The sequence below is a fragment of the Arthrobacter liuii genome (genome assembly GCF_014639275.1).
Lineage (GTDB): Bacteria > Actinomycetota > Actinomycetes > Actinomycetales > Micrococcaceae > Arthrobacter > Arthrobacter liuii.
The window spans coordinates 1-20,973 of record NZ_BMFW01000012.1 but is presented as its reverse complement, the minus strand read 5'-3'; the positions used below and the strand labels follow the sequence as shown (position 1 = coordinate 20,973).

The 20,973-nt window shown below is 65.7% G+C and carries 14 protein-coding genes; 11 read left to right on the top strand and 3 right to left on the bottom strand.

Annotated elements, in window-relative coordinates:
* Positions 1-26 precede the first annotated feature (26 nt).
* A complete protein-coding gene (locus IEW19_RS13080; protein ID WP_188572139.1) occupies positions 27-614 on the bottom strand; it encodes a hypothetical protein in 588 nt (195 codons plus the stop codon).
* 271 nt (positions 615-885) lie between these two features.
* Here IEW19_RS13080 and IEW19_RS13075 point away from each other — a divergent pair, with 271 nt between their 5' ends.
* The 8 genes from IEW19_RS13075 to IEW19_RS13040 all read left to right on the top strand — a co-directional run bounded on the left by IEW19_RS13075 (position 886) and on the right by IEW19_RS13040 (position 8,421).
* Complete coding sequence (locus IEW19_RS13075) at positions 886-1,368, top strand: CarD family transcriptional regulator (RefSeq protein ID WP_011690592.1); 483 nt, start codon at positions 886-888, stop codon at positions 1,366-1,368.
* 106 nt (positions 1,369-1,474) lie between these two features.
* Positions 1,475-2,257, top strand: coding sequence for a 2-C-methyl-D-erythritol 4-phosphate cytidylyltransferase (ispD, locus tag IEW19_RS13070; protein WP_188572068.1), 783 nt, complete (start codon positions 1,475-1,477; stop codon positions 2,255-2,257).
* A gap of 14 nt (positions 2,258-2,271) precedes the next feature.
* A complete protein-coding gene (gene ispF, locus IEW19_RS13065) occupies positions 2,272-2,772 on the top strand; it encodes a 2-C-methyl-D-erythritol 2,4-cyclodiphosphate synthase (RefSeq protein ID WP_373283609.1) in 501 nt (166 codons plus the stop codon).
* Positions 2,773-2,781: 9 nt separating this feature from the next.
* Positions 2,782-4,248, top strand: coding sequence for a cysteine--tRNA ligase (gene cysS, locus IEW19_RS13060; RefSeq protein ID WP_188572066.1), 1,467 nt, complete (start codon positions 2,782-2,784; stop codon positions 4,246-4,248).
* Between the two features lie 119 nt (positions 4,249-4,367).
* On the top strand, positions 4,368-5,357 hold the full coding sequence (gene rlmB / locus IEW19_RS13055) for a 23S rRNA (guanosine(2251)-2'-O)-methyltransferase RlmB (RefSeq protein ID WP_188572065.1): 990 nt from the start codon (positions 4,368-4,370) through the stop codon (positions 5,355-5,357).
* 90 nt (positions 5,358-5,447) lie between these two features.
* A complete protein-coding gene (gene glgX, locus IEW19_RS13050) occupies positions 5,448-7,553 on the top strand; it encodes a glycogen debranching protein GlgX (protein WP_188572138.1) in 2,106 nt (701 codons plus the stop codon).
* Between the two features lie 15 nt (positions 7,554-7,568).
* Positions 7,569-8,057: a guanyl-specific ribonuclease gene (locus IEW19_RS13045; RefSeq protein ID WP_188572064.1), complete on the top strand. Its 489-nt coding sequence runs from the start codon at positions 7,569-7,571 to the stop codon at positions 8,055-8,057.
* A 7-nt stretch (positions 8,058-8,064) separates the two neighbouring features.
* On the top strand, positions 8,065-8,421 hold the full coding sequence (locus IEW19_RS13040; RefSeq protein ID WP_188572063.1) for a barstar family protein: 357 nt from the start codon (positions 8,065-8,067) through the stop codon (positions 8,419-8,421).
* Positions 8,422-8,441: 20 nt separating this feature from the next.
* On the opposite strand, the gene IEW19_RS13035 is transcribed toward IEW19_RS13040, so the two are convergent.
* Both IEW19_RS13035 and glgP read right to left on the bottom strand, forming a co-directional pair.
* Positions 8,442-10,229, bottom strand: a complete 1,788-nt coding sequence (locus IEW19_RS13035) for a thiamine pyrophosphate-requiring protein (protein ID WP_188572062.1) — start codon at positions 10,227-10,229, stop codon at positions 8,442-8,444.
* Positions 10,230-10,294: 65 nt separating this feature from the next.
* The gene (gene glgP, locus IEW19_RS13030) at positions 10,295-12,913 is read right to left on the bottom strand and encodes an alpha-glucan family phosphorylase (protein ID WP_188572061.1); all 2,619 of its coding nucleotides are present in this window, start codon (positions 12,911-12,913) and stop codon (positions 10,295-10,297) included.
* Positions 12,914-13,107: 194 nt separating this feature from the next.
* On the opposite strand from glgP, the gene IEW19_RS13025 reads away from it, so the two are divergent.
* From IEW19_RS13025 to IEW19_RS13015, 3 genes are read left to right on the top strand one after another with little or no spacing between them, the layout of a single operon-like run.
* Positions 13,108-15,150 carry an alpha-1,4-glucan--maltose-1-phosphate maltosyltransferase gene (locus IEW19_RS13025; RefSeq protein ID WP_188572137.1) on the top strand — a complete coding sequence of 681 codons (2,043 nt, stop codon included), beginning with the start codon at positions 13,108-13,110 and terminating at the stop codon, positions 15,148-15,150.
* Entirely contained in the window at positions 15,147-16,940 is a 1,794-nt protein-coding gene (gene treS, locus IEW19_RS13020; protein ID WP_188572060.1) for a maltose alpha-D-glucosyltransferase, read from the top strand. The genes IEW19_RS13025 and treS overlap by 4 nt, the downstream gene beginning before the upstream one ends.
* Position 16,941: 1 nt before the next feature.
* Positions 16,942-20,631, top strand: coding sequence for a 1,4-alpha-glucan branching enzyme (locus IEW19_RS13015; protein WP_188572059.1), 3,690 nt, complete (start codon positions 16,942-16,944; stop codon positions 20,629-20,631).
* Positions 20,632-20,973: the final 342 nt, after the last annotated feature.

Genomic DNA, 20,973 nt, shown 5'->3' with positions numbered 1-20,973 from the left:
TTGGGTTGGCTGCGTCCAGCCCCCGCTTAGCGGCTGGTGGCGGTGGCCGTAGCGCTCGGAGTGGCGCTGGCGCCGGCTGACGAACCGGCGCTGGCTGATGAGCTGGGGTTTGCAGACGAGGAGGACTTCCCCGAGGGGCTCGGGGTGGGTACGTAATCCTTGTACTCCTTCAACGTGGCGTCCAGGACAGGAACCTTGACCGTGTTGCTGACGTTGGTGCCATTCTCGCTGATCTTGAGGTCCACCATGGAGCCGGGCTTGCCGCCCGTGGTGCTCAGGATGGCCTCATCCGACTTTTCGTTGAGCAGGGTGTAGGAGTTCGCCTTCACCGGCACCTCGGTCTGCGAGCCCTTGGCGCCGTTCACCGTGAGCTTCACATTCTTTGAGGAGGAGTTGTAGACGGCGCCGATCAGGCGGCCGGGCTCGTTCTCGCCGGTGGAGACAATGAGCATGTTGCGCAGCTGCAGGGGACCGAGGTCTGCGCGGATGCCGTCCGAGGCGGAGTACTGATGGCTGGTCTGCTGGGGCGTGATGTAACCGCAGCCGGCGGTCAGCAGGCTGGCGCCAAGGGCAGCAGCCGTCAGTGCCAGTTTGCCGCGCTTGGCCCGGGTCATCGCAGTGGAACGCACGTCACGTACTCCTCAAGAAATTTGAAGTCTTTTTCAGCCATAGCCTATCCGCAAACAGGGTCAAACGAGGATTCGGCGGTGTCACATCCCTCGTGGGAGCGCTCACCAGATGCACTAATCTGCGCATACGTCAAGAGGGTGGAGGGGTCTGATTGGGCCGTTTTTCCGCGTATTTTCGCGGTTAGGAGCCCTTTCTCCGGCCGGTCATATGCCTGAATCGTGATAAACTGGTCTGCGGGAAAGGGGAAATGTCCACATGGTATTTGAGGTCGGCGAGACAGTAGTTTACCCTCACCACGGTGCTGCGAAAATTGAAGAAATCAAGATGCGCACCATCAAGGGCGAAGAGAAGATGTATCTCAAGCTCAAGGTGGCTCAGGGTGATCTGACCATTGAAGTTCCAGCAGAGAACGTTGACCTTGTTGGGGTCCGGGACGTAGTGGGCAAGGAAGGCCTGGAGCACGTGTTTGATGTGCTCCGCGCCGAGTTCACCGAGGAACCCACCAACTGGTCACGCAGGTACAAGGCAAATCTGGAGAAGCTTGCTTCCGGTGACGTCATCAAGGTGGCAGAGGTTGTTCGCGACCTGTGGCGCCGGGATCACGACCGGGGCCTTTCCGCAGGCGAGAAGCGAATGCTGGCCAAGGCCCGCCAAATTCTGATTTCAGAACTGGCGCTGGCTGAAAAGACCGACGAGGAGAAGGCTGCAAGCGTTCTCGACGAGGTCCTGGCTTCCTAAGAATTTAGCCCCGGCGGCACGCAAGTGCCGCCGGGGCTTCTTTTTGGCCCACACCGGCGGTGTCTTAGGCACCTACCGGAAGTGGCGGCGTCGTAGGCTTGTCCGCATGAGTGAATCATCCACGCGCCTTGTCACGGCAGTCATCGTGGTGGCGGCAGGTTCAGGGCAGCGCCTTGGCTACGGCATGCCCAAGGCTGCCGTGCCGCTGGGCGGAGAGCCCATCCTGATGCATGCCCTGCGCGGAATTGTCGCGTCAGGCGTAGCAAGCCAGGTGTGTGTGGCATTGCCCGCCGGGGACCAGGGCCTGAGGCAGTTGTGCGACGACTTCCGGGAGGAACTTGCCGACGGCGGCCCCCTCCTGACGATTGTCGACGGCGGATCCACCAGGGCCGACTCCGTCCGCGCTGGTATCGCTGCCCTGATGGATGGCATCGAGGCGGTCCTGGTCCATGACGCTGCCCGGGCGTTGACGCCCGAATCCGTTTTCCACCGCGTGTCCGATGCCCTTGCCGCCGGCGCGGCCGCGGTCATTCCTGCGCTTCCGGTGGTGGACACTGTCAAGACCGTGGCGGCCACCACGGGCGATGACACAGCGTTTGCCCCCGAGGTTGTCACAGGGACTGCCCGCCGCGAGGAACTGCGGGCCGTCCAGACGCCCCAAGGTTTCACCATCGGCACATTGCTGCAGGCGCACCAGGCGGCGCAGGACCTGGACCAGCAGCAGGCAACGGCCGTCACCGATGACGCCATGCTGGTGGAGATGCTCGGCACGCCCGTACACGCCGTCCGCGGGTCAACGCAGTCCCTGAAGATCACCACACCCCTGGACCTGATCTTCGCCGAAGGGCTCCTTGAAGGCCCCCTCGGCGCCCGGTGGGTGGAAGGATGAACCGGGACAGGGACATGCTCCTTCCGCGCACCGGGGTGGGAATCGACGTCCACGCCTACGCCCCGGAAGACTCAACCCGCCCGCTCTGGCTCGGCGGACTCCTTTGGCCCGGCGAACGCGGCCTGGCCGGGCACTCTGATGGTGACGCCGTGGCCCATGCTGCCGCAGACGCCCTGTTCTCGGCTGCCGGAATCGGCGACCTTGGCACCCACTTCGGCACTGACCGCCCGGAATTCGCCGGTGCCTCCGGCGCCACCCTCCTCGCCGAAGCTGCACGGATCGTCCGGGCAGCCGGCTTTGAGATTGGGAACGTTGCCGTGCAGTTCGTGGCCAACCGGCCCAAATTCGGGCCGCGGCGGGAAGAGTCGCAAAAGGTCCTCAGCGAGGCGGCAGGCGCCCACATTGGCGTCACCGCGACCACCAGCGACGGCCTGGGATTCACCGGACGCGGCGAGGGTATCTCCGCGGTAGCCACCGCCCTGGTGTACCCGCAGCCCCCCGAGCCCATCAGCTAGTCTGTAGCGGTGACCCTGCGCTTCTATGACACCGCCTCCGCCGAAGTCCGGAACTTCGTCCCCATCGTCGACGGCAAGGTCAGCCTCTACTACTGCGGGGCAACGGTCCAGGGCATGCCGCACGTGGGCCACATCCGTTCCGCCATCGCCTTCGATCAACTGACCCGCTGGTTGGAGTACCGGGGCCTGCGCGTCACGGTTGTCCGCAACGTGACGGACATCGACGACAAGATCCTCGCCAAATCCGAGGCTTCCTTCGCGCCGGACTTCAGCCCGGAACCGGGAGAGGTGGCCGGCGAAGAGTGGTGGGCGCTGGCCTACCGCTATGAGCGGGAGTTCCTGAAGGCCTATGACACCCTGGGCGTCTCCCGCCCCACCTATGAACCCCGTGCCACCGGCCATATCCCCGAGATGCATGCCCTGATCCAGCAGCTCATTGACCGAGGGCATGCCTACCCTGCCCTCGACGATTCCGGGGACGTGTACTTCGATGTCCGCTCCTGGGACAAGTACGGCGCCCTGACCCGGCAGAACATCGATGACATGCAGGCAGCGCCCGACGCCGATCCGCGCGGCAAGAAGGATCCCCGCGACTTCGCGCTGTGGAAGGGTTCCAAAGAAGGAGAGCCGGCCACCGCCAGCTGGGCCTCGCCCTGGGGAGCCGGGCGGCCCGGCTGGCACCTCGAGTGCTCGGCCATGGTCACCAAGTACCTTGGCGCCGCCTTCGATATCCACGGCGGCGGCCTGGACCTGCGCTTCCCGCACCACGAAAACGAGATGGCGCAGTCGCAGGCAGCGGGACACCCGTTCGCAAACTTCTGGATGCACAACGGCATGGTGACCTACCAGGGCGAGAAGATGTCCAAGTCCATCGGCAACACCATCAGCCCCGCGGAAATGCTGGAGCTCGCGCCGCCCCGGGTGGTCCGCTACTACCTCGGCCAGGCGCACTACCGCTCCGTCCTGGACTACCGCCCCACCTCCCTGCAGGAGGCCGCGGCAGCCGTGGAACGCATTGATGGCTTCCTGGCCAAGGCCGCCGCACGTTTCGGCGGCTACACGGGCATTGCGGACGGCAACTACGGCTCCGCTTCGACGAGCATCAACGCCTTTTGCGAAGCCATGGACGATGACCTCAACGTCCCGCGGGCCCTGGCCGCCCTGCACGACACCGTCCGGGCGGGCAACACAGCCCTTGCCGAGGGTGACAACGACGCCGCACGGCAGGCGATGCACGCCGTCGTCCTCATGGCCGAAGTCCTGGGACTGAACGCAGTGGCGGGCTCCGAAGCGGTGAGCACGCGTGAGGCCGACGCGCTGCGCGTACTGGTGGAAGCGCAGCTGGCAGCCCGTGCCGCTGCCCGTGCCGACAAGGACTGGGTCGCTTCCGATGCCATCCGGGACACGCTCAACCAGGCCGGCGTCGTGGTGGAGGACGGCCCTGACGGGGCTACCTGGAGCCTTAAAAGGGATTAGGCCGCGGCTGAGCGCGATCGGGCCTGGCACTTGCCCGCAGCCGCCCGGGAAATCCCGATTTTTTTCGGGTCAGTAGACTGATAGGCAGACTCAGTCAGCACAATCAAGGGTGGAACATCATGGCCAACAATGGTCGCCGATCGGTTAAAGCGAAGAAGGGCCCAACCGTCGGGACCGGTGGCCATGGCCGCAAGGCCCTTGAAGGGAAGGGCCCCACGCCAAAGGCCGAGGACCGCGTGTACCACAAGGCACACAAGAGCAGGCAGCTTGCCGAACGGTCCGCGGCCAAGCGTGGGACCGGTGCGCGCAGTGCCGGCGCCGCCAAGTCCGGCCCCAAGGGCCGTGCCACCGAGGAGGTTGTCACCGGACGCAACTCGGTAGTGGAAGCGCTGCGCGCGGGCATCCCCGCGAAGGCCCTGCACGTTGCCATCCGCATCGACATGGACGACCGCGTCAAGGAATCCCTGAAGCTCGCCGCCGAACGCGGCATCCCGCTGCTGGAAACCGGCAAACCGGAACTGGACCGGATGACCGACGACGCCGTCCACCAGGGCCTTGTGCTCCAGATTCCGCCCTACGAGTACCAGGACGCCTATGAACTGGCCGAGGAAACCGTGGACAAGTGGAAGAAGGGGCACGTTAGCAACGCCCCTCTTTTCGTTGCCCTGGACGGCATCACGGACCCCCGCAACCTGGGCGCCATCATCCGCTCCGTCTCCGCCTTCAGCGGCCACGGCGTCATCGTGCCCGAGCGCCGCTCCGTAGGCGTCACCGCGTCGGCCTGGAAAACCAGCGCCGGGGCGGCGGTCCGCGTGCCTGTAGCCCGCGCCTCCAACCTGAACAACGCCCTGAAGCAGTTCAAGAACATGGGCATCTACGTGCTGGGGCTCGACGGCGACGGCGACGTTTCGCTTCCTGACCTCACCCTGGCCACCGAACCCGTGTGTATCGTGGTGGGCTCGGAAGGAAAGGGCCTGAGCCGCCTGGTCCGGGAAAACTGCGACCAGATCGTCTCCATCCCCATCGATTCCGCCATGGAGTCACTGAACGCCTCGATGGCCGTGGGCATCTCCCTGTATGAGGTCTCCCGCCAGCGCGCGGCGGGATAGTTCCTTCAAACCCGTCATCGACGGGCAGGTTCCCGGCGCCGCAGGGGCGTAAGGGCAGGTCAAGTGCCGCTGACCGCTACTATGTAAATGATGGTCATGCCGCTCTTCGACACCGCATCCACCATGGACGCCTCTTCGGCCGTTCCCCTCGGTGTCAGCGTTCCGCGCGCTGATTCAGGCGGTACCCGCCACCACGCCGGCGGAAGGGCCAACGTTGCCTGTCTCGCCCCTGCCGTTTCAAGCCTTGACATCGTCTACTGCCCTCCCGGCGGCCAGTGGCGGGTCCAGACCCTGACGAATGTTACCCGCGGCGTGCACCACGGCATTGTCGAGGACCTGCCGTATGGGTCGCGCTACGGCTTCCGTCCGTCGTCGGACCGCCGCCCGTTGCCCGTGGACGTTCCCAAAGCCAATGGGAACGGTTCCGGGGGACAGCTCCTGCTGCTGGACCCATACGGCCGGGGAGTGGACCAGCGCGATGGCGTCCTCGCCAGCGTCCGCACCGCCGTCGACTTCGACTGGGGAACCGACGAACGCCTGCGTCTTCCCTGGCGCAACACCATCGTCTACGAAGCCCACGTCCGCGGGCAGAGCATGCTCCATCCCGACGTGCCGGAGGAGCTGCGGGGCACCTACGCCGGCCTGGCCCACCCTGCCGTCGTCGAACACCTCACCGGCCTGGGCGTCACCTCCATCCAACTCCTGCCCGTCCACTTCCACATCGACGAGCCGCACCTGCAGGACCTTGGTCTCAGCAACTACTGGGGCTACAACACCGCGGCCTTCTTCGCCCCGCACCCCGGCTACGCCACCCGCGCTGCCCAGAAGGCTGGCGCGCAGGCTGTCCAGGATGAGTTCAAGGAAATGGTCAAGGCCCTGCACGCCGCAGGACTGGAAGTCATTCTCGACGTCGTCTACAACCACACCGCCGAGGGCGGACCGGACGGCCAGGTCCTGAACTTCCGCGGCCTGGGCGAGGACACGTACTACCGGCTGGACAGCAACGGCAAGTACATCGACACCACAGGCTGCGGCAACTCGCTCAACTTCGCGGACCAGCGCGTGGTGCAGCTGGTGACCGACTCGCTGCGCTACTGGGTGGACGAATTCCACATCGACGGTTTCCGGTTCGACCTTGCCGTCACGCTTTGCCGCAACGCCGCCAACGAATTCGACCCCAAGCACCCTTTCCTCACCGCTGTCGCCGCCGATCCCGTCCTCTCCGATGCCAAGCTGATCGCCGAACCCTGGGACATTGGCTACGGCGGCTGGCAGACCGGCCAGTTCCCCCGCGGGTGGGTGGACTGGAACGACCACTTCCGTGACGCCGTCCGTACGTTCTGGCTGGCAGACCGGGCGGCCATCGACTCCGGCGGCCACGGCGGGACCATGGCCAAACTCGCAGACGCGCTTTCCGGTTCAGCCAGCCTCTTCCAGGCATCGGGCCGCTCCCGCCTGGCGTCCGTCAACTTCGTCACCGCACACGACGGCTTCACCATGAGCGACCTCGTGTCCTTCGACCGCAAGCACAACGAGGACAACGGCGAAGAGAACAGGGACGGCCACGGGGACAACCGCAGCTATAACCACGGTGTGGAGGGCCCCACCGAGAACGGCCTGATCCTGGCAAAGCGCGCGCAATCGCGGCGGAACCTGATGGCGTCGCTGATGGTTTCGCTCGGGGTTCCCATGATCACCGCCGGGGATGAGCTGGCACGGACGCAGCTAGGGAACAACAACGCCTACTGTCAGGACAACGCCATGACCTGGCTTGACTGGACGCTGACTCCGGAGGCGCATGAAATGCTGCGCAGCACCAAGCGCTACATCCGCCTGCGCAAGGAGTTCCTGGCGGCCCAGCCCCGCGATTACCCCGTCAGGGACGAACAGTCCTACCTCGACTGGTTCGACCAGCACGGCCAGCCGATGTCCCATGATCGCTGGAACGATCCACGGCACCGCGTCATGCAGCTCCTGCTCGGTGACGACAGCGGCGACCTGGCCGGCCTGGTGGTAGTGAACGGCAGCGCCTCGGACGTCCAGGTCACCCTCCCGGATGCCGGAAGGCAGGCCCGCAGCCTGTTCGAGCTTCGACTCACCACTTCAGCCCGCCACAAGCAGCGGCAAGGCATCCAGGTGGCCGCGGGGGAAACCGACCTTGCCGAGGCCAACTCCATCAGCATCTACCGCACCTAGGTCCAGGCACCACGAATGCGCAACCGCTCCATCCTCCCCCTGCTCCTCACCACCCTCGTGGTGCTGGCCGTCGTGGCGTTCGGCGGCGCCGGGCTGCTGGGCCGGCAGAAGGAAGGCACGACGCCGGGAACGGCTTCCAGCGCACTGTCCACTCCGGGCGGGACGGCTACGTCCGGTGCAGCGAGGCAGGCGGCGCCACACCGGGCGGCCAACCCGTCCAGCCTGCCTGAAACCAGGGAGTCCGCGCTGCCTGTGGAAGGCCGGAGGGTGCTGGCGCTGATCCGGGCGGGCGGCCCGTTCCAATACAGCCAGGATGACCAAGTGTTCGGCAACTTCGAGCGCGTCCTGCCAGTCCGGGACCGGGGCTACTACCGCGAGTACACCGTCCCCACACCCGGCGAAGCGGACCGGGGCGCCCGGCGCATCGTGGCGGGCAACGGCGGGGAGAAGTATTACACCGGGGACCACTACGCAACGTTCAAGTACATAGCGGAAGGCAGCTAGCACAACCATGAGAATCTTCTCCGGCGACACCTGGACCTTGGAAGAGCTGCAGGAACAGGTGGCGGACGCCGGGCGCCGCAGCATGATCGTCCCGCCGGCAGACAGCAAACGGGCAGTCCTGGAAACTTTCGGCGAGGTCCTGGACTTTCCCGAACACTACGGCGTGAACCTCGACGCCCTGAACGATTCACTCCACGACTTCGCGGACAGCATCACGGAGAACGGCAACCCGCCCGTCACGGTCCTTTGGCAGGTCGCTGCCCCCTTCCGCAGCGACAGGTCTTTCGGCCTCATCTGCGAGATCCTCCAGGACGCTGAGCGGTACGCGGGCAAGGACCTTGCCGTCACCGCTGTGCTGCTCTAAACCGTGCGGGGCATACGCACCTAGCCCTCCGGGCGCTCCTCGTGCGAGACGTAGGTGTCCAGCAGTGCCGAGGCCCTGCCGCCGTCGTCCTCCGCCGCGAGCCCTTTCCGCATGCTGTCCGCTTTCTGGTGCCCGGCCGGGAACGGCGGAAGGAGGGGAACGTCGGGGTCGGTCAACACCTCGATCACCACGGGGCAGTCCGCTGCGAAGGCCTGGTCCCAGGCCTCTGCGATCAGCTCGGGGTCCTCCACGCGGATGCCCTTCAGCCCCAGCAGGCCCGCGTAGCCGGCGAAGGGAAAATCTGGCAGCTCCTGGCTTGCGGCAAAGCGCGGCTCGGGCTCCGACTCGCGCTGCTCCCACGTGACCTCGGTCAGCTCGCGGTTGTTGAAGACGCACACCACGAACCTCGGGTCCTGCCACTGGCGCCAGCGGTGGGCCACCGTGACCAGCTCGGCCACGCCGGCCATCTGCATGGCCCCGTCGCCGGCCAGGGCCACGAGCGGACGGTCAGGGTGCGCCAGCTTGGCGGCAATCCCGTACGGGATGGAGCAGCCCATGCTGGCCAGCGTCCCGGACAGGTGCGCGGGGACGCCCGGGGGCAGTACCAGTTGGCGGGCGTACCAGTAGACGCAGCTTCCGACGTCGACACTCACCTGGGCGTTCCCGGGCAGCCGGGCGTTGAGCTCCCGGACCACCCGTTCGGGATTGATGGGGCGTGCCGGCACGGCTGCGCGGTCTGCCGCGAGGATGCGCCAGCGGCTGACCTCCTCCTCCACTGTGGTCAGCCACGGGCTGCGCGGGCGGTGCTCCAGCCTTTGGTTCAACGCCTCCAGGGCCATGGCTGCATCTCCTGCCAGCCCTGCCTCGACGGGGTACCGGTTGCCGATCTTCTTCTCGTCGATGTCGATCTGCACGGCACGGGCCGCACCGGGCGGCGGATAGAACTCGGTCCAGGGGTCATTCGAGCCCACAATCAGGAGGGCGTCACAGTTGCCCAGCAAGTGTGCACTCGCCGTGGTGCCCAGGTGGCCCATGGTTCCCACCGCGAAGGGCAGGTTCTCATCCACATAGGGCTTGCCCAGGAGGCTGGTGGCGATCCCTGCTCCCAGCTTTTCCGCCACGGCAACCACCTCCTGGCCAGCGTGCCTGGCTCCCTGGCCCACCAGGAGGGCGACCCGTTCCGCTGAGTTGAGAAGGGCGGCTGCGGCTGCCAGGTCCTCTTCGCGCGGTGTCTTGGCCGCTGCGCTCCAGGACGGAGCGGTGACCACGATGCCGTGCTGCTGCTCCAGTTCCGGTGCGGGCGCGGACTGCACGTCGTGCGGAATGATGACCACACAGGGCGATGAGGTGGCCTTCGCCGTCCGGAAGGCGCGGTCCAGCACCATGGGCACCTGCTCTGCAGCGCTGACCATTTGCACGAACTGGGATGCGACGTCCTTGAACAACGCGACAAGGTCGATTTCCTGCATGTACGCCGAACCCAGCACCGTGCGGCTCTGCTGTCCCACGATGGCCACCACCGGCACGCCGTCCAGCTTTGCGTCATACAGCCCATTGAGCAGGTGGACGGCGCCGGGGCCTTGGGTGGAGGTCACCACCCCCACGCCGCCGGTGTACTTTGCATGGCCCACGGCCATGAATGCCGCCGATTCCTCATGCCGGGCCTGGACAAACTCCACCTGTCCCGCGGTCCGCCGCAGGGCGCCCATGAACCCGTTGATTCCGTCCCCGCTGTAGCCGAAGACCCGGCCCACACCCCATGTGGTGAGGCGCTCCACGATTACATCGGCCACCGTACGTTCGGTCATTGAGCCCTCCTGCGTTCGCGATACTGCCTTGCCTGCAAGGGGGCCTTACCCACCAGGCCGGAGCGCTATGCGTTGACGATCAGTCCCAGCTCCGCCTTCGAGGCCAGGGCTTCATGCCTTGGCAGGACGCGGACCGTGTATCCGAACGGCCCGGAGCGGTCGATGACCAGGGAGCCGGTGAACAGGTGCCGCCCGTTGCCCAGGTCCTCCTTCACCTGCAGCTCCATCATGGTGATGTCCGCCAGGGCGTCATTCTCTTCTGCCCGGCCGTAGGCCACCTCAACGCAAACGTCTTCGGGGGTCAGGGCGTTCAATGCCACGTAGGCATTGACCTGGAGAGTGTCGCCGATCTGCGGATCCTCGGACACCCCCACCGAATCGACATGCTCCACGTGCACCTGGGGCCAGGCGCCGCGCACCCTGGCCGTCCAGGACGCCAGCGCGCGGGCCTGCGCGTACGAGTTGGCAGAGGCGCTGCGCCCGGCTTCCGCGGCGGGGCGGTACAGGATGTTCACGTAGTCGCGGAGCATGCGCTCCGCGGAGACGGCCGGACCCAGGTGCGAGAGGGTGTGCTTGATCATGGACACCCAATGCGTCGGCACGGTCTCGCTCCTGGTGGTGGAAGGCCCGGCAGCACCCGCGGCCTCGGACACCGTGCTCCCGTAGAACCGCGGCGCCACCTGCGTTTCAAGCAGCTCGTACAGCGCTGCCGCCTCGATGTCGTCGCGTTCTTCCGGCGAGGCGTCGTTGTTGGCGGTGGGGATCGCCCAGCCGTTCTCGCCGTCGTACATCTCATCCCACCACCCGTCAAGGACGGACAGGTTCAGCGACCCGTTCAGTGCCGCCTTCATGCCGGAGGTGCCGCACGCCTCCAAAGGCCGCAGCGGGTTGTTCAGCCAGACGTCGCAGCCCGGGAACAGTGTCCTGGCCATCGCGATGTCGTAGTTGGGCAGGAACGCGATGCGGTGCCGCACTTCCGGATCGTCAGTGAAGCGCACCAGGTCCTGGATCATCTTCTTGCCGGCGTCATCGGCGGGATGGGACTTTCCGGCGATGACCAGCTGGATGGGGTGCTCCTTGTGCAGGAGCAGTGCCTTGAGCCGCGCCGGTTCGCGCAGCATCAGCGTGAGCCGTTTATAGGTGGGCACGCGGCGGGCGAACCCGATGGTCAGCACATCAGGGTCCAGGACGTTGTCCGTCCAGCCCAGCTCGGCGTCCGCCGCGCCGCGCTTCTTCCACGCAGCCCGGAGCCTGCCGCGGACGTCCTCCACCAGGGCCGCACGCATCTCCCGGCGGAGCTCCCACACATCGGCGTCGCTGACGTTGTAGGCCAAATCCCACTTGCCCAGCGCCTCCGCCTCGCTGCCGAACTGGTCGCGGGCCAGCTTGGAAATGCGGCCGTCCACCCAGGTGGGCACGTGCACGCCGTTGGTCACGGAGGTGATGGGCACCTCGGAATGGTCGAAGCCCGGCCACAGCGCGGAGAACATTCCGCGGGACACTTCGCCGTGGAGCTTGGCCACGCCGTTGGCGCGCTGGGCCAGGCGCAGGCCCATGACCGCCATGTTGAAGACGGACGGGTTTCCGTCGGCGTAGTTCTCCCGGCCCAGTTCCAGGATCCTGTCCACCGGCACCTCGGGGGCCAGGCCGGCTTGGAAGAAATGGCTGATCTGGGCGATCTCGAACCTGTCGATGCCGGCCGGCACCGGAGTGTGCGTCGTGAACACCGTGGAGGCACGCCCGGCCGCCAGTGCTTCGTCGAACGTCAGGGCCTGCTCCCCGGACATCAGTTCCTGGATGCGTTCGACCCCAAGGAACCCGGCATGGCCTTCATTGGTGTGGAACACCTCGGGGGCGGCGCAGCCGGTCAACTGCTGGAAGGCGCGCAGGGCTTTGACCCCGCCCATGCCCAGCAGCAGTTCCTGCTGGAGCCGGTGGTCGCCACCCCCGCCGTAGAGCCGGTCGGTGATGCTGCGGGCGGCGTCGTCGTTGCCCGGCACGTTGGAGTCCAGCAGGAGCAGGGGAACGCGTCCGACGTCGGCACGCCAGATATGTGCCAACAGCCGCCGGCCGGTGGGCAGGGGCAGCGATACCTGCAGCGGCTTGCCGTTGCCGTCGGGGGACGGCTCACGGAGCAGGGTCAGGGGCAGCCCGTCGGGATCCAGGACGGGGTAGGTCTCCTGCTGCCAGGCATCGCGGGAGAGGGACTGCTTGAAGTAGCCCGCCTGGTACAGCAGGCCCACACCGATCAGGGGGACGCCCAGGTCCGAGGCAGCCTTCAGGTGGTCGCCGGCCAGGATGCCCAGGCCGCCCGAATACTGCGGGAGGACCTCCGTGATGCCGAACTCGGGGGAGAAGTACGCGATGGAAGCCGGCGCATCCGGACCCAGGCCCTGGTACCAGCGCGGCTCCTCGAGGTAGCGGTCAAGGTCCTCCGCCGCGGTGCGCACCCGGTCCACCACCGACTGGTCCGCGGCGAGCTGCTGGAACTCTTCCCTGCTGACCATCCCCAGGAAGCCCACGGGGTCCTGTCCGCTTTCCTCCCAAAGGCGCGGGTTCAAGGCGGCGAAAAGTTCACGCGTGGGGCGGTGCCAGGACCACCGCAAATTGCTGGCCAGCCGGGCCAGGGGCCGAATGGGCTCGGGGAGGACTGTACGGACCGTAAACCTGCGGATTGCCTTCACCTGCGTCACACTAACCGACAACATGCGCGGCCGGAACCAGCTTTCGGTTTCTTTTGGGTAAATGACAGGGGCATGAAGAAATTAGGCCGCGGCACGGCGAATTTAGTGAGCAGGCTTAGCAATCCTCGCCATTTCTCGCTAACGTCGAGCCTGTGACGACTAACTCAGGAACCAGTGCAGCAGCATCCACCAAAATGCCCCAGCGCCGTATCACCGAGGGGCTGCGGTTCGGGCGTTTTCCCATCACCGCCGTACAGCCCGTCGTCGACGGCGGCAAGGTCCCCGCCAAGGCCCTGCCCGGCGAAGGCATCGTGGTGGGCGCCACCGCCTTCCGGGAAGGGCATGACCTGCTCGGCGTCAGCGCCGTACTCCTGGACCCCTCCGGCGCGGAGCGCCAGCGGGTGCGGCTCGCGCCGCCCCGCGGGGAACGCGGCATGGGGACGGACCGCTGGGAAGGCGTGCTCACGCCGTCGGAAACCGGCAAGTGGTCTTTTGTCATCGAAGCCTGGCATGACCGCTACGGCACGTGGCACCACAACGCGGAGGTGAAGATCGACGCCGGAATCGACGTCGAACTCATGCTCGCGGAAGGTGCCAAACTGCTTGGCGATGCGTCCGCGGAGGACTTCCGGGACGAGGTGGACCGGGCAGCCCTGCGGCACGCCGCGGACGTCCTCGGTGACCAGTCGCGGGGCACCGAGGAACGGCTCGGGGCCGGGTTCAGCCAGGAGATCGCGGACATCGTGGCCCGCCAGCCCATCCGCGAGCTGGTGACCGTCTCCGAGAAATTCCCCCTCCTGGTGGAGCGTGACCGGGCCGGCCGGGGCGCCTGGTACGAGTTCTTCCCCCGGTCCGAAGGCGCCGTCAAGGACCACAACACCGGCGCCTGGACGTCAGGAAACTTCCGGACAGCGGTCAGGCGGCTCGACGCCGTTGCCGCCATGGGCTTCGACATCCTGTACATGCCGCCCATCCACCCCATTGGCGTCCAGCACCGGAAGGGACCCAACAACACCCTTGTGGCCGGTCCCAACGATCCCGGCTCACCCTGGGCCATCGGAGCCAAAGAGGGCGGCCATGACGCCATCCACCCTGACCTCGGTACCTTCGAGGACTTCGACGCATTCGTGGCCCGGGCCAGCGAACTGGGACTGGAAGTTGCGCTGGACCTCGCGCTGCAGGCGGCTCCGGACCATCCCTGGGTGCAATCCCACCCGGAATGGTTCACCACCCGGGTGGACGGCAGCATTGCCTACGCGGAAAACCCGCCAAAGAAGTACCAGGACATATATCCGCTCAATTTCGATAATGATCCTGAAGGGCTTTCCCGGGAAATCCTGCGGATTGTGCTGTTGTGGGTCAGCCACGGCGTAAAGATTTTCCGCGTGGATAACCCGCATACCAAACCGGTGTGGTTCTGGGAATGGTTAATTGCGGAAGTAAATAAAGCCGCACCAGGTGTAGTGTTCCTCGCCGAAGCCTTCACCCGGCCCGCCATGATGCACGCACTCGGCAGGGCAGGCTTCCAGCAGTCCTACACCTACTTCACATGGCGGAACACCAAGACGGAGATCGAGGAGTACTTCGACGAAGTCAGCCACGAATCCCCGGCGTTCTTCCGGCCCAACTTCTTCGTCAACACCCCGGACATCCTTACTGAATACCTGCAGTTTGGCGGGCCGGCGGCGTTCCGGATCCGGGCGGTGCTTGCCTCCACGGGGAGCCCTCTCTGGGGCGTCTACGCGGGCTACGAACTGTACGAGCACGTTGCCCGCCCCGGGGCCGAGGAGTACATCGACAACGAGAAGTTCGAGTACAAGGCCCGCGACTGGGACGCCGCAGCCGAATCCGGCCGCAGCCTCGCTCCCTACATCACACGGCTGAACCACATCCGGCGTGACCACCCCGCGCTGCTGGACCTGCAGAACCTGACCGTCCACCAAAGCACCGATGCTTCCACGGTGGTCTACTCCAAGCACAAGACGCTTCCCGACGGGTCCAAGGACACCATCATCGTGATAGTCAACGTGGACCCGCACGTCACCAAGGAATGCAGCGTGGCCTTGGACCTGGCAGCCCTGGAGCTTGATCCGCAAGACCTCACGCCGGGCGGCGGCTTCCACGTGGACGACCTCATCTCCGGCGAAAGCTGGGAGTGGGGCGAGTACAACTACGTGCGGCTGGATCCGCATGTGGAGCCCGCCCACATCCTGAGCGTGAGGAGAATGCATCAGTGAATTTCAATCCGCAAAGTTCCGGCCACTTCACCCCCAAGAGCACGTTCGAGCTAAATGCGCCAGGCCTCCAGCATGACCCGCTGTGGTACCGCAAGGCAGTGTTCTATGAAGTTCTCGTCAGGGCCTTTGCGGATGCCAACGGTGATGGGTCCGGGGATTTCTCCGGGCTCATCGACCGGCTGGACTACCTCCAGTGGCTGGGCGTGGACTGCCTCTGGCTGCCCCCGTTCTTCCAGTCACCGCTGCGCGACGGCGGCTACGACATCTCCGACTATAATTCGGTCCTGGACGAGTTCGGCACCATCAGCGATTTCAAGCGCCTCGTCGCCGAAGCCCACGCCCGCGGCGTGCGCGTGATCATCGACCTGCCGCTGAACCATACCTCTGACCAGCACCCCTGGTTCCAGGAATCGCGCAAGGACCCGGACGGTCCCTTCGGGGACTTCTACGTCTGGAGCGACACGGACGAGAAGTACCAGGACGCACGCATCATCTTCGTTGACACGGAGGAATCGAACTGGACGTTCGATCCCATCCGCCGGCAGTTCTTCTGGCACCGGTTCTTCAGCCACCAGCCGGACCTGAACTTCGAAAACCCCAAGGTGATCGACGCTCTCTTCGACGTGGTCCGGTTCTGGCTGGACCAGGGGATAGACGGTTTCCGGGCGGACGCCATCCCCTACCTCTTCGAGGAAGAGGGCACCAACTGCGAGAACCTTCCGGCTACCCACGAGTTCCTGCGCCAGCTGCGGGCCATGGTGGATGAAAGCTACCCCGGCCGCGTGATCATCGCCGAAGCAAACCAGCCGCCCAACGAGGTGGTGGAGTACTTCGGCACCGAGGACGAACCCGAGTGCCACATGGCGTTCCACTTCCCGATCATGCCCCGGCTGTACTACGCGCTGCGGGACCAGAAGGCCGCGCCCATCATCGAAACCATGCGCGACACCCCGGACATTCCCGAGGGAGCACAGTGGGGCACGTTCCTCCGCAACCACGATGAACTGACCCTGGAAATGGTTACCTCCGATGAGCGCGCGGCGATGCTCGGCTGGTACGCGCCGGACCCGCGCATGCGCGCAAACATTGGTATCCGGCGCCGGCTTGCACCCCTGCTCGACAATTCGCGGGCCGAGATCGAACTGATCAACGCGCTCCTGCTATCGCTTCCGGGCAGCCCGTTCCTGTACTACGGGGACGAGATCGGCATGGGCGACAACATCTGGCTTGAGGACCGCGACGCCGTCCGTACCCCCATGCAGTGGAACCCGGACCGGAACGCCGGCTTCTCCCACGCGGACCCCGGCAAGCTGTACCTGCCGCCCATCCAGTCGCTGGTGTACAACTACAGCATGGCCAACGTGGAAGCGGAGGCCGCCCATTCCGGGTCCCTGCTGCGCTGGACCCGGCAGATCCTCAGCGTCCGCAAGAACCACCCGGCGTTCGGGCTTGGCGCGTTCAAGCATGTGGAAGCAGACCACGACGCCGTCCTGGCGTACCTGCGTGAGCTGCCGGACAGCAACCCTGACGGCGCCAACGCGGAGACCATTTTGTGTGCCTTCAACCTGTCCCAGCACCCGGTTGCTGCAAGGCTGCGGATTCCCGAATACGCAGGGCGGGGGCTCCGCGACGTCTTTGGCGGCCAGATCTTCCCCGGCATCGGCGACGACGGCAGCCTCACCCTGACCATCGGAAGCCACGATTTTTTCTGGCTCCGGATGCGGACGGCGGGGTCCAACCCGTCGTCGCCCTACACCCAGGCCATGCCCATCCTGTCGATAGAGAACTGAGATGAACCAGCCAATCCTCACACCCGCCCTCACCGCGCTGCTCAAGGAATGGTTGCCGCAGCAGCGATGGTTCCCGGTCAAAAGCCCCGAATTCGCCATCTCCCAGGCAGGCAGCCTGGGACTTACAGACCCCGGTGGCCGCGCCGCGCTGGCGGTGTTCCTCCTAAACGTCACCACAGAGGGGCCCGACGGCGGTTCGCGCACCGCCGTCGTCCAGGTCCCCCTGAGCTTCCGGCCGGCACCGGCGGGCGGCATGGAGCGTGCGCTGGTGGGCGAAGCAGCGGGCATGGATCCCACCCGTCCCTGGGTCTACGACGCCGTGCACGATCCCGACTTCGTGGGCGCTTGGCTGGAGTTGATCCGTCTGCAGGAGAAGGCGGCCAGCGGTACCGCAACGGGATTCCGCGTGGAGGGGCCCCACCGCCTCCCCACCGCCAAGGGCGTGGTGAAGGTGCTCTCGGGAGAGCAGTCCAACAGTTCAGTCATCGTGGACGACGGCGAATCCGCGGCCATGGTCAAATTCTTCCGGGTCCTTTCGGACGGGACCAACCCGGAGATCGAAGTGGGCGCCGCCCTGACCAAGGCGGGTACCGCGGAGGTTCCCGCCACCCTGGGCTGGGTCAGCGGGGAGTGGCTCGGCCATGGCAACACCGGCTCCGGCCACGGTACCCGGTACGTCCAGGGCGAGCTTGCCGTGGCGCACGAATTCCTTGCCGGCGGGCGTGATGCCTGGCGGCTGGCCGTGGACGCGGCCCGCTCGGGCACCGACTTCACGGCAGAAGCACGGGCCCTGGGCGCGGCCACCGCTACGGTGCACAAGCGCCTCGCGGAGGCCCTGGGGCAGTCAGCCGGGCATGAACCCGGCAACGGCGCAGCACCTGCTGTTGCACAGCGGGTGCGGACCGCCTGGGCAGAAGCCCGTGCCGCCGTCGGCCCTTATGACGATGCCTTGGAATCCCTGCTGGCCAACCTGGACAAGGCTCCCGCCGGGCCCCTGCAGCGCATCCACGGCGACCTTCACCTGGGCCAGATCCTGCAGGTCACCGGCCAATCCGGCGACGAGTCGCGCTGGGCCATCCTGGATTTCGAGGGCGAGCCCCTGCGGCCCATCGCCGAACGGAACATCCCGGACGTGCCCCTGCGCGACGTCGTCGGAATGCTGCGGTCCTTCGACTATGCAGCCGGAGCAGCGCAGCGCGAGCAGGAAGGTGCCCAGGTTCCGGACGGCTGGGTTGACGATTGCGCCGACGCTTTCCTGGCGGGGTACGCAGGGGTCATTCCCGGCACGGTGGACCGGACCTCGCCTTTGTTTGTGGCATTGTGGCTGGACAAGGCGCTGTACGAAGTTGTCTATGAAATGCGTAACAGGCCCGACTGGCTGGCGATTCCAGTAAACGCCGCCAGGCGGCTCCTGAGTGGTAACGGCGCCGGCGACCACGCCGGTGCAGCATCGGAAGGTATTGAAATGACAGGCTCAGCACGAACTGACCGCCCGGGGGTGCCGCTGCACGTGGATGAAGGCACCCTGGGCAGGATCGCGAACGGTGAACACCACGCCCCCCACTCCGTCCTGGGCGCGCACCTGGACGACTACGGGCATGTCACCATCCGCACCGTGAAGCACCTCGCCGAAGCAATCACCGTGGTCACCCATGCCGGCGAATTTCCCATGGAGCACGAGGCCCACGGCGTGTGGGTTGCCGTGTTGGAGCCGCTGGAACAGGGCCACGTTCCTGACTACCGGCTCTCGGTCACCTACCCGGGCAAGGAGCCGGCGACAGTCGACGAGCCCTACCGGTACCTGCCGACAGTAGGCGAAGTGGACCTGCACCTCATCGGCGAAGGCCGGCACGAGAAACTGTGGCAGGTGCTTGGCGCCCACGTCCAGCACTACAAATCATCGCTGGGGGACGTCAACGGTGTCTCCTTTGCCGTGTGGGCTCCCAACGCCCAGGCCGTCCGCGTCAAGGGGGACTTCAACGCCTGGGACGGCCGCGAAAACTCCATGCGCTCGCTGGGTTCTTCCGGTGTCTGGGAAGTCTTCATCCCGGGTGTCGCTGCCGGAGCCTGCTACAAGTACGAGATCCTCACGCGGGGCGGCTACTGGGTCGAAAAGGCAGATCCCCTGGCATTCGGCACCGAGGTGCCCCCGTTGACTGCCTCCCGGGTGGTGGAACCCTCTTACTCCTTCAAGGACGACGAATGGATGGAAGCGCGGGCCAAGCACGACCCGCACAACTCAGCCATGAGCGTCTACGAAGTGCACTTGGGCTCCTGGCGCCTTGGGCTTGGGTACCGGGAACTCGCCAAGGAACTTGTGGACTACGTCAAGTGGCTCGGGTTCACGCACGTTGAATTCATGCCGGTGGCCGAGCACCCGTTCGGCGGTTCCTGGGGCTACCAGGTCACGTCCTACTTTGCACCCACATCCCGGTTCGGCCACCCCGACGAATTCCGCTACCTGGTGGATTCCCTCCACCAGGCGGGCATCGGCGTCCTGCTGGACTGGGTGCCGGCACACTTTCCGAAGGATGCATGGGCGCTCGCCCGGTTCGACGGCGAGCCCCTCTACGAACACTCGGACCCGGCCCTCGGCGAACACCCGGACTGGGGTACCCTCATCTTCGATTTCGGCCGCACCGAGGTCCGGAACTTCCTGGTGGCGAACGCCCTGTACTGGCTGGATGAGTTCCACATCGACGGCCTGCGCGTGGACGCGGTTGCTTCCATGCTCTACCTCGACTACTCGCGGCAGGACGGCCAGTGGCGGCCCAACCGCTTCGGCGGCAGGGAGAACCTCGAAGCTATTTCGTTCCTGCAGGAAGTCAACGCCACCGTTTACAAGACCCACCCCGGCGCTGTCATGATCGCTGAGGAATCAACGGCGTTCCCTGGTGTGACCGCCCCCACCAGCCACGGCGGCCTGGGCTTTGGCCTCAAGTGGAACATGGGCTGGATGCACGACTCCCTCAAGTACATTTCCGAGGACCCCTACAACCGCAGATGGCACCACGGAACGGTGACGTTCTCCCTGGTCTACGCCTTCACGGAGAACTTCCTGCTGCCAATCAGCCACGACGAGGTTGTCCATGGCAAAGGCTCCATGCTTCGCAAGATGCCGGGCGACCGCTGGCAGCAGTTGGCGAACCTCCGCGCCTTCTTTGCCTACCAGTGGGCGCACCCCGGCAAGCAGCTCATCTTCATGGGGACCGAGTTTGGCCAGGAAGCAGAGTGGTCCGAACAGCACGGCCTGGACTGGTGGCTCGCGGACATCCCTGCCCACAGGGGACTACAGCTGCTGACCAAGGACCTCAACGAGCTTTATGCATCCACTCCGGCCCTCTACACGCAGGACAACGTTCCTGCCGGCTTCCAGTGGATCAACGGGGGAGACGCGGACCGCAACGTCTTGTCGTTCATCAGGTGGGACACCGACGGCAACCCGATCGTGTGTGCCATCAACTTCTCCGGCGGCCCCCATGTCGGCTACACCCTGGGAGTCCCCTCGGCCGGGGCATGGACAGAGGTCCTGAACACTGACCACACCACCTACGGCGGATCCGGTGTCCTCAACACCGGCGAGCTGGAGGCCACCGACGAAGCACAGGACGGACAGCCGGCGACGCTGACTGTCACGCTGCCCCCGCTCGGGGCGTCCTACTTCAAGCCGGGAGCTAAATCAGCCGGCTGAGCCAGCTCGCGGTTGGTCCACGAAAGGCCCGGAATCCGCGTGATTCCGGGCCTTTCGGCTGCCGGCAGAGTGCCCTTCGGGGGCGGACTGGCGAACCAACAGGAGTGGTGGTACCGTTTATTTCCGCGCTGCTCCACGGAGTCAGACGGAAAACCGATCCCCCAAGCATATGCTGAGGATGGTCGCGAACGCCGGTTTGACACGCAGGAAGTCAGCGGGTAAGTTTGGAAAGTTGCTCCGGAGCGATCCTGGATCCTTGTGGGTTTGGGTGGTGCTGGGTGTGTCTGTTGTTTGAGAACTCAATAGTGTGCCAAGTTTGTTGATACCGATTATGTTATGTGA

Bases quoted from the DNA above. Each gene is read 5' to 3' on its own strand.
- IEW19_RS13080 (WP_188572139.1), bottom strand. From the start codon at position 614: ATGACCCGGGCCAAGCGCGGCAAACTGGCACTGACGGCTGCTGCCCTT.
- IEW19_RS13040 (WP_188572063.1), top strand. From the start codon at position 8,065: ATGAGAATCTTCTCCGGCGACACCTGGACCTTGGAAGAGCTGCAGGAA.
- ispF (WP_373283609.1), top strand. From the start codon at position 2,272: ATGCTCCTTCCGCGCACCGGGGTGGGAATCGACGTCCACGCCTACGCC.
- IEW19_RS13045 (WP_188572064.1), top strand. From the start codon at position 7,569: ATGCGCAACCGCTCCATCCTCCCCCTGCTCCTCACCACCCTCGTGGTG.
- ispD (WP_188572068.1), top strand. From the start codon at position 1,475: ATGAGTGAATCATCCACGCGCCTTGTCACGGCAGTCATCGTGGTGGCG.
- IEW19_RS13015 (WP_188572059.1), top strand. From the start codon at position 16,942: ATGAACCAGCCAATCCTCACACCCGCCCTCACCGCGCTGCTCAAGGAA.
- glgX (WP_188572138.1), top strand. From the start codon at position 5,448: ATGGTCATGCCGCTCTTCGACACCGCATCCACCATGGACGCCTCTTCG.
- rlmB (WP_188572065.1), top strand. From the start codon at position 4,368: ATGGCCAACAATGGTCGCCGATCGGTTAAAGCGAAGAAGGGCCCAACC.
- IEW19_RS13075 (WP_011690592.1), top strand. From the start codon at position 886: ATGGTATTTGAGGTCGGCGAGACAGTAGTTTACCCTCACCACGGTGCT.
- IEW19_RS13035 (WP_188572062.1), bottom strand. From the start codon at position 10,229: ATGACCGAACGTACGGTGGCCGATGTAATCGTGGAGCGCCTCACCACA.
- IEW19_RS13025 (WP_188572137.1), top strand. From the start codon at position 13,108: ATGCCCCAGCGCCGTATCACCGAGGGGCTGCGGTTCGGGCGTTTTCCC.